Source organism: Paraburkholderia sp. (assembly GCF_047605525.1).
Classification (GTDB): Bacteria; Pseudomonadota; Gammaproteobacteria; order Burkholderiales; family Burkholderiaceae; genus Paraburkholderia.
This window is the reverse complement of sequence record NZ_JASGFN010000038.1, coordinates 42,385-50,737: the sequence shown is the minus strand read 5'-3', so window position 1 is coordinate 50,737 and position 8,353 is coordinate 42,385. Positions and strand designations below refer to the sequence as shown.

Annotated in this window: 8 protein-coding genes and 1 pseudogene; 4 read left to right on the top strand and 5 right to left on the bottom strand. The window is 65.8% G+C overall.

All coding sequences use genetic code 11. The annotated features are described in order from the left end of the window. A pseudogene (locus QM685_RS34260) lies at positions 1–176 on the top strand (LysR family transcriptional regulator); the annotation flags it as partial. 91 nt (positions 177–267) lie between these two features. On the opposite strand, the gene QM685_RS34255 reads toward QM685_RS34260, so the two are convergent. Further along, positions 268–957, bottom strand: a complete 690-nt coding sequence (locus QM685_RS34255) for a hypothetical protein (RefSeq protein ID WP_415123689.1) — start codon at positions 955–957, stop codon at positions 268–270. Between the two features lie 189 nt (positions 958–1,146). Between QM685_RS34255 and QM685_RS34250 the strand changes: the two genes are divergently transcribed. Together QM685_RS34250 and QM685_RS34245 are read left to right on the top strand one after the other, a co-directional pair. After that, positions 1,147–1,509, top strand: a complete 363-nt coding sequence (locus tag QM685_RS34250) for an MbcA/ParS/Xre antitoxin family protein (RefSeq protein WP_415123690.1) — start codon at positions 1,147–1,149, stop codon at positions 1,507–1,509. Further along, the gene (locus QM685_RS34245; RefSeq protein ID WP_415123688.1) at positions 1,506–2,207 is read left to right on the top strand and encodes an RES family NAD+ phosphorylase; all 702 of its coding nucleotides are present in this window, start codon (positions 1,506–1,508) and stop codon (positions 2,205–2,207) included. Before QM685_RS34250 ends, QM685_RS34245 begins: the two co-directional genes overlap by 4 nt. A gap of 93 nt (positions 2,208–2,300) precedes the next feature. On the opposite strand, the gene QM685_RS34240 is transcribed toward QM685_RS34245, so the two are convergent. The 4 genes from QM685_RS34240 to QM685_RS34225 all read right to left on the bottom strand — a co-directional run bounded on the left by QM685_RS34240 (position 2,301) and on the right by QM685_RS34225 (position 6,997). Then, entirely contained in the window at positions 2,301–3,038 is a 738-nt protein-coding gene (locus tag QM685_RS34240; protein WP_415123687.1) for a metallophosphoesterase, read from the bottom strand. Positions 3,039–3,268: 230 nt separating this feature from the next. Next, positions 3,269–4,690: a cytochrome c gene (locus tag QM685_RS34235; RefSeq protein WP_415123686.1), complete on the bottom strand. Its 1,422-nt coding sequence runs from the start codon at positions 4,688–4,690 to the stop codon at positions 3,269–3,271. A 20-nt stretch (positions 4,691–4,710) separates the two neighbouring features. Further along, on the bottom strand, positions 4,711–6,312 hold the full coding sequence (locus QM685_RS34230) for a GMC family oxidoreductase (RefSeq protein WP_415123685.1): 1,602 nt from the start codon (positions 6,310–6,312) through the stop codon (positions 4,711–4,713). Between the two features lie 52 nt (positions 6,313–6,364). Further along, the gene (locus QM685_RS34225) at positions 6,365–6,997 is read right to left on the bottom strand and encodes a sugar dehydrogenase complex small subunit (RefSeq protein WP_415123684.1); all 633 of its coding nucleotides are present in this window, start codon (positions 6,995–6,997) and stop codon (positions 6,365–6,367) included. Between the two features lie 426 nt (positions 6,998–7,423). Between QM685_RS34225 and QM685_RS34220 the strand changes: the two genes are divergently transcribed. Further along, a complete protein-coding gene (locus QM685_RS34220) occupies positions 7,424–8,086 on the top strand; it encodes a DUF1345 domain-containing protein (protein WP_415123683.1) in 663 nt (220 codons plus the stop codon). Positions 8,087–8,353: the final 267 nt, after the last annotated feature.

Genomic DNA, 8,353 nt, shown 5'->3' with positions numbered 1-8,353 from the left:
CTCTCGCCGTCTCGCCGCTCGCGCGCCGGGTCGCGCCGCGCGGTCTGGTCGACGTCGGCGAGCGCCTCGGGTTGCCGCCGCTGCCGGAATCGCGCGTGACGCTGCATTCGCGCGTGCGCGAGCCGCGCTCGGCGGAGACGTTGCGGCTGCTGGCAAACGGATTGGCCGCCGCGTGACGCAACCTCGCGTCGCGTGCATCACGCTCGATGAACGGCACGCGGCAGCGAGCGACTGGGGCCACCAGAGGCCGTGGCCCGTGCGTGGCACTCAGTGGATGATCGGCGGCAGCGAACCGCTGCGGGCTGTGGCCGGATTCGCGGGAGCGCCCATCGGAACAATGTTGCTAACGGTTGCGGATTCGGCCGGCGAGGTGGGCGCAGCCGGCGTCACAGGCGCGCTCGATACGGTCGGACGGGAGACCGCCGGTTTCGCCACGGCCTTGAGCACGTGCGGTCGCGCGGTATGGCCCGGCGCGAAGTTGGCGCGCATCACCTTGCCCTGAGCAGGTTTCGCGTGGGCGAGTTGCGTATGCGCCTGCATGTGCGGCTTCGCGGCCTGCGCGGTCACGGCGCCGTGCGTATGGGTCTTGCCCGCGACCGCGGTCCGCATGCTTCCCTTCAGGCCACTTTTCACGCTTCCGTGGCTCGCGACCTGCTTCGCTCCGCCGCCATGCGCCGCCAGCCTGCTGCGATGGGCCGCGCCGCCCGGCGCGGCGTGCGACGCCTCATGCCGGACACTCGCGATCGGCTTCGCATGCGCGCCGGATCCCGCCTTGACCGCGCCCCTGGTTGCCGCTCCCGTCTTCACCTTCACCGCGGCCGGCTTTTTCCGCGCCGGCTTCGCGACATGCCCGCTCGCCTCCGGCGGATTCCACACTTCCGCATAACCCGCCGCCCAAGCCGCTTCCGACACACACCACACGGCCAGCGCCGCTGCTACTACCGTTCGAACCCGCATCTCCTGCTTCTCCTGATCGACTGCTACCCAAAACGAGCCAGGATTATATTCTCTTGCAAAAATCCACTTTTGGACTAATATCATCAACAAGTACACATAGGGACTTATCCGCTCATGGCTCACGCTGCCCGACTCACCCCGCCCGAAGCGCCGCTGCGACGGCCTGTTTCGGAACCCACGCTCACCGAGATGTCCGCGGCGGGTCTGCGCGCGTTCTTCAACATCGCGCGCGACTGGGACCTGAACGCCGACGAGCAGATCGTGCTGCTCGGCTCGCCGGGCCGCTCCACGTTCTTCAAATGGAAGGCCTCGCCGCAAACGGCGCGTCTCGGGCGCGACACGCTGGAGCGCCTGTCGCTGCTGCTCGGCATCTACAAGGCGCTGCAGATCCTGCTGCCGCAGCCGAGCGCCGCCGACACCTGGATCAAACGCCCCAACAGCGCGCCGCCGTTCGGCGGGCGCCGCGCGCTGGACCGCATGCTGGCGGGCAACATCAGTGACCTCGTGGCCGTGCGCCAGTATCTCGACGCGATGCGAGGCGGCTGGGCGTGACACAACCGCAATGGCAGGACCGCTGGACCAGCGCCACGCTCGACTGGTCGCCCGCGTATCGCGTAATTCCAACGCGCTTTCCGGCCGTCAATCTGTTCGACCGGGTCGCATCCCCGGAAGATTTCGACGCGTTGTACGCGCTCGAAGCGATGACCAACGACCGTCTGCGCACCGAGATCGGCGAACTCGATCTGGTGCCGCGCGAGGAGCGCCGTTTCGGACCCGGCTACGGACCGATCATGGCCGCGCTCACGCATCTGAATCCGCTCGGCAGCCGCTTTTCGGACGGCACCTACGGCGTGTTCTATTGCGCCCGCTCGCGCGCGACCGCGATCGCCGAAACGCGCTATCACACCGGCAAGTTTCTCGAAGCGACCGCCGAGCCGCCGATGCGTCAACAGATGCGTCTCTACACGGTGGCCGCGCAAGGCAGCGTGGTCGATCTGCGCGACGACCCCGCGCTCGATCCCGCGGTGCTGTCGCCGCACGACTACGTGGCCGGCCAGGCGCTCGGGCGCGCGGTGCGCGAAGCGGGCGCGCCGGGCATCGTCTACCCGTCGGTGCGCGATAGCGCCGGTGAATGCCTCGCCGCGTTTCGCACGACGCTGCTACGCGATTGCCATCACGCGGCGTATCTGGAATACAACTGGAACGGCTCGAGCGTCGATATGGTGTTCGAGCTCAATCAGGTGGGCTGAGAACGCATCAGAAGCGCGGCGCGAAGTGCGCCCGGACAAAGCGCGGATCTCGCGCCGAAGGTGCTCGGAAAGAACCCCCACCATGCAACGCCCTCAGGGCAATGCGAGCGCCGCGGCCCCTTCCGCGCGTGCTTCCTCGACCGAGATCGACCAGCGGCGCAGCGCCTGCGGCTGCACGATCGTCAGCGTGCCGCCGGGGCCGAACGCGCCGGTATCGATAAACACCTGCGAGCCGATCTGCGTGATGTCGCGCACCGGCGTATGGCCGCAGTAGGTCAGCGAGAGCCCGCGTTGTCGCTGCGGATCGCCGTTGCCCACCGCGAGCTCGCGGCCCCACAGCAATTGCTGGCGCGTTTCGGCGGAAAAATTCCCCGCGTCGAGTTCGGCGTCCGAGCCGAAGAATTCGGCGTGAAGCACGTTGAAGCGCTCCTTGCCGCTGCCGATCACGCGCACGAGCGGCAACGCGCGCAAATGCTCCGCGTAGTATTGCAGGCGCTCGTCGGGCACATTGGCCGCCCACGCGCCGCCGATGCCATACCACCACTGGCGCCGCAAGCGGCCTTCGGCGACCGCGCACAGCGTGTCTTCGTGATTGCCGAGCACCGCGAAGAACCACGGCTTCATCAGCAGCGCGAGCGCCTCCTCCGAATGCTCGCCGCGATCGACGAGATCGCCGACCGAAAACAGCCGGTCACGCACCGGATCGAATGCGATCTGGCATAGCAGATAGCGCAGTGCATCGACGCAGCCGTGCAGATCGCCGACCACGAAATCGCGGCCGATCTCGTTGGCTGCATGGTGCTGAACAGAATTGACGGGTACGGAATCCATTCGTCGATGATAATCCGGCGAACGTGTATATGTATGCGCGGTGCCTATCGTTTCCTCGCGTGCAGCCTCGCAAAATTGACACAAACGACGCGTAAACCGCCCCTGAACGGTGCATTTATGGCACGACTTACCTGAAACGCGTAGTTTTGACGGCCCCTCCCGGTGCGTCGCCGGGCAGGGGATACGCGACGCGCGGGATCGCCCGCGGTGTGATCGCGTCAAGGGCCGTGCTATTGCAGCGTGCGCAGCTTCGCGACCTGCCCCGCCGTGATCGTCGCCTGCGGATTGCCGAACTGCTTCGTCACGTAATTCGTAATGGCCGCGACCTGCTCGTCGTCGAGATGGCCGCCGAACGCGGGCATCAGTACGTCCGCGTGCGCGGTGGTGCGGCTCACGCCGCGCAGGATCACCATCGCGAGATTGTTGGCGTCGCTCGCGCCGACCGTCGAATTATGGATCAGCGACGGATACGCGCCCGGCGCGCTCGCGCCGATACCCTCGCCGGTCCAGTTATGGCAGGTCGCGCAATTGGCGACGAACAACTGCGCGCCGTTCACGCCGGTAATCGTGGTGCCGCGCAACGCGGTGACGTCGGCGGCGGGATTGCCCCATTGATGACGCGGACGTGTCTCGCCGCCGCTCACGGGCGGCACCGAGCGCAGATACACGACGATCGAGCGCAGATCCACGGGCGTCAGATACTGCGTGCTGTTCGCGACCACTTCGCCCATCGGCCCGGCCGCATTCGCGCGGCCCGGCGCCGCGCCCGTCGCCAGATACGACACGAGTTCGTCGTCGCGCCAGTCGCCGACGCCGCTCGTCTTGTCCGGCGTGATGTTGAACGCATGCCAGCCGGCCTGCACCGCGCCGGAGAATCGCGCGCTCGACTTCAGCCCCTGCATGAAATTGCGCGGCGTATGGCACTCCTCGCAATGCGCGAGCCCTTCGACCAGATACGCGCCGCGATTCCATTCGGCGCTCCGCTTCGGATCGGGCACGAACCGGCCCTCGGTGAAATTGAACATGTTCCAGAACACCATCAGCCAGCGCTGGTTGAACGGGAACTTGAGGCTGTTCGCGGGCGGCGTGTAGTGAATCGGCGCAAGCGTGTTCAGGTACGCGCGAATCGCGAGCACGTCCTGATCGGTCACGCGCGTGTACGCGGTGTACGGAAACGCCGGATACAGCCGCTCGCCGCCCTTGCCGATGCCTTCGTGCATCGCGCGCATGAAATCGGCGTCGGTCCATTGGCCGATGCCGGTGTCGGGATCAGGCGTGATGTTCGGCGTGACGATCGTGCCGAACGGCGTGCTGATCGGCAGGCCGCCCGCGAACGGACGCGACTTGTCCGCGGTGTGGCAGGCCGCGCAGTCGGCGGCGCGGGTCAGGTATTCGCCGCGCTTGACCAGATCGCCGTTCGCGACGGGGCCGGCAACCGCGGTGTCGGGCGGTTGCGCGGCGTCGTCGGCGCGCGCCTGCGTGATCGGCAGCTCGTCGCTCGATTGCTCGTTCGGCCCATGCGACTCGTGCCATGCAACCGACAGCGCGAACAGCGAAAACGCCGCCGCGAGCGCCGCGCCTCCAAAGCGGCGGCGCCGTCTGGCATGCATCGACGCAGGGGCCGGCTGCGCGCGAGAGATGTGCTTCGACATGATGGCTCTCCGGTCAGGGCTCATAGTTCGCGCTTGAGCTTGTCGGCCAGCTTCAGCGACAAGGCCGCGATGGTCAGCGTGCAGTTCACCGAGGCCGCGGTCGGCATCACGCCGCTGCTCGCGATGAACAGGTTCGAATGATCGTGCGTGCGGCAGTCCGTATCGACGACCGAGTTCCCGGCATCGCTGCCCATGATCGTGGTGCCCATGATGTGATTGTTCGGCGCGAAGGTATCGTCGAACGAGACCTCGGTGCCGCCGAACAGCGTCGCGATCTGCGCATACAGTTCGTGCGTATTCGCGGCGCTCTTCTTCACGTAATCGTTGATCGAGTAGTAAATCTCGGGCTGCGGAATGCCGAGCGCGTCCTTGTGATCGGCCGACGGCACGATGCGGTTCTGCGGCTCGGCCAGATGCTCGTGAAAGCTGTTGATGCTCAGCGTGCGCGCCGCGCGGTCGCGAATCTGCCGGTCGAGTTCCGCGCCGGTCAGGCCTTTTTTCAGCAGGTCGGCGGTCACGCTCATGGTCGGCACGCCGTTCGACAGATGCAGCTTTTTCGCCGCGTAATCGGAGCGGAACGAGCCGTCGCGGAAGTTGACGATCGAGGTCATTTCCATCGGCCCGCGGCCCGGCCATAGCGGTTCGTTGGCAAGAAACGTGACGCCGGTGCCCGGATGATCCATCAGGTTGCGGCCCACCTGGTCGGAGCTGTTGCCGATGCCGTGCGGGAATTTGTCGGAAGTCGACATCAGCATCAGCTTCGGCGTTTCGATGCCGTTCGCGGCGAGCACGAACAGCTTGCCGCTCACGCGCGTGCTGTTGCCGTTCGGGTCCTTGTAGTGGACCGCGGTAATGAGCCCCTTGTTGTCCGCTTCGATGCGGTACACGACCGCTTCGGGAATCAGTCTCGCGCCGGCCTGCTCGGCCTTCTCCGCGTGAATCACGCCGTTGTACATCGCGGCGATCGGACAGATCGGCATGCAGTTGTTGTTGCCGCAACAGGTCGGCCGCGCATCGTACGGCCGGCTGTTGCGCGCGACCGGTTCGGGCACGACCTTGAAGCCCTGCGCGTTGAGCACGTCGCTGAAACGCTGGTCCATGTACGACAGCGGCAACTGCTGCATCGGGTACGGCTTCGAGCGCGGCGAACCGAGATCGATCGACTTATCGGGACCGGACACGCCGAGTTGCTCTTCGGCGGCCTGATACCACGGCTCGAGCGTTTCGTACGGATACGGCCAGTCGCGTCCGACGCCGTACAGCTTGTGCAACTGGAAGTCCGACGGCAGCAGCCGCCACGCGGCCGCCGCCCAGTGCCACGTCGTGCCGCCGACGAGCCGGACGTATTGCGAGTTGTACGGATAGTCGCCCTTCTGGATCAGGTAGTCGTTCGCGGGCGAATACTCGGGATGCGGCGCATAGGGGGTCGACGGATACGGTGTCGCGAAATCGGACTTGGCCGGCGAATTGCGAAAGTTCTCGACGATCTGCCAGCGCGGAATGCGCGGCCCGGCTTCGAGCAGAATCACCGACGCGCCCGCCAGCGCCAGTTGATGCGCGACGAGACTGCCGGCGACGCCCGAGCCGACTATGACGATATCGGCGGAATTTGTGTTTGCCATCGTTGCCCTCTTCTGTACCCGCTTTGGTATCCCGGTGTGTTCTGTTCGCCGCTCAGGCGGCCAGCGGCTTCTGCGTCCAGTAGAACGGCACGTCGCGGCAATAGGATGGAATCGTCAGCACGTCCTTCACGGGTTCGAACATCAGCGCCTTTTCATACGCGACCACCTCGACGTGCGGCATGTCGCCAACGAGGCCGAGATACCACGCGCGCATGATCGCGCCGACCACTTTCGCGAGCGCGAGCTGCTCGCCTTGCAGCACTTGCGTCACGGTGTCGGACGGCACGCCGTCGTGACCTTGCAGCCACCGGTTGAGCGCGGCGACGTCCTGCGTGAACTGGCTGTCGGAACGGGAGAGTGCGTCGTAGACACGTTGGCCGAGCACGGCGTCGAAACCGTTGTGGCCGGTAAGACGCTGCGACAGCGCGAGAAAGGCGTCGAGTCCGCCCCCCGCGGGCGGCGCATCGGCGAAGGCGGGGGCGACCCACGACAACGGACGGCTCGCGCCGGCAAACGCAAGCGCCGCGGCCGCCGCGCACGAACCGAGCACCCAGGCCCTGCGCGAAGCCGAAAATGAAAACGATTGCGGCAAGCCGGCCGCATGTGCGACATCGCGACAGGACGTCGCTCGATGACGAGGCGTCACGTCGCCGCGCGCATCGTTACTCTCAGGCACATCTGTCATGGGGGCTCCAGATGATGAGTTCGTTCTCGACGAGCGGCGCGGCGACGGCATGAAGCCGTTCGCGTGCTGCTTCGCCTGTTCTTCCCCAAACCTGGTCTTGCGCCGCTTATTGAGCGGTCTCTATCCGCGCGATGTACACGCGCCACATGCGCGGTGTTGCATGCATGATCGCGATGACAGTCGTATGACGGCGTTCGTTGCGCCGCGAGCGTAATGGCAGACCATGGGCAGACCGCCTCGCGGTTCCTGCAAACAGGGTTTGTTTCTGCCAATCGCCTTTCAACTGAAAGCGGCGTGCAAGGCCGCTGCGAAAGACTATAGCCTGTGACCCACCGATTCGACAATCGGTCCCGCAAGCGCGAGTAGAATCCGCGACACCGGGCGCCGCTCATTCGGCCGCCGCTCATTGCCGCTCATCCCTGACCCATGCTCATCAAATACTATCCGCAGGTTCTTCGCAATCGGCCGCGCACGGTGATCGGCCTCGTCATCGGCATCGCCGTCGCGATCGTCGCCCCGGTGCATACGGGTCCGATGGCGCGCGCGCTGATCGGCTGGGACGCGGCCATCTGGAGCTATCTGCTGATGATCTGGGTACACATGGCCCTCGCCGACGAACATCGCGTGCGCGAATACGCGATACGTGACGATGAAAACGCCGGTGTCGTGCTGTTCGTGATCTGTGTCGCGACGGTCGCGAGCATCGCCGCGATCGTGCTCGAACTCGCGTCCGCGAAAGGCACGGCGGGCGCGTCGAGCGCATGGCACTACCTGCTGACCGGGCTGACGTTGATCGGCGCATGGTTTCTGATTCCGACGATTTTCACGCTGCACTACGCGCGTCTTTACTACGACACCGACGCGCGCGAAACCGCGCTGCTGTTCCCCGATCACAAGCTGCAGCCGAACTACTGGGACTTCCTGTACTACTCGTTCACGATCGCGGTCGCCTCGCAGACATCCGATGTCGTGCTGCGCTCGCGCGAGATTCGCCGCGCGACACTCGCGCAATCGATTCTGTCGTTCTACTTCAACGTCGCCGTGCTCGGCCTGTGCGTGAATATCGCGGCGGGTCTGATGGGTTCCTGACGCGCAACCTGAACGCCGTATGATCACATCCCGCTTCGCTTTTTGCGGCACGCGCCGCCCGCCGCCAATGCGCGCCGTGTAAAACCCGGAGCGCGCCGGCCCGTTTTACATACTGGCGCGCCCGCGGCGTGCGTACGGCAGGCCTCCTTCATCGCGCAGCGTGCGCTCGCGTACATTCCTTTCATGTGCGCCGTCCGGCCCGTCCCGCGTCCCGCGGCAACGGCGCGTCGGCCCCGAGTGGCACAACGTTTGCTGCTTCCGGCGACG